Here is a 253-nt window from a genome sequence, read left to right as displayed (position 1 = left end):
GGAAATCACGCGGCTTGTCGCCTTCTCCGAGTCAATGGGCGATCAAGTCAAAATCCTGCAAGGCGCAATTGGGGATGAGATTACGGAAGAATCGTTCATCGATCACGTGAAGCAGATAAAATACGAGTTCGATACGACGGCCGCTAATATTGAGGAAGCCGAAGAATACGAGCAGTATAAAAAGAATAACGCCCGATACAACGAGGCGTATGCAGAGCTGAGTGAGGTCACGCAGAACCTGATCGAAGAGAAC

General features: G+C 48.6%; 1 protein-coding gene. It reads left to right on the top strand.

Annotated features, from left to right (window positions below):
- Positions 1-34: 34 nt before the first annotated feature.
- Positions 35-253, top strand: a 219-nt coding sequence (locus tag AC1RPK_RS07785; protein WP_481769361.1) for a hypothetical protein, incomplete at its 3' end; no start/stop codon positions are given.

This window comes from Dellaglioa sp. CoH-55-MRSF-6 (assembly GCF_056782215.1).
Note: the sequence above shows the minus strand (reverse complement) of the source record. Positions and strands in the feature narration are given on the sequence as shown.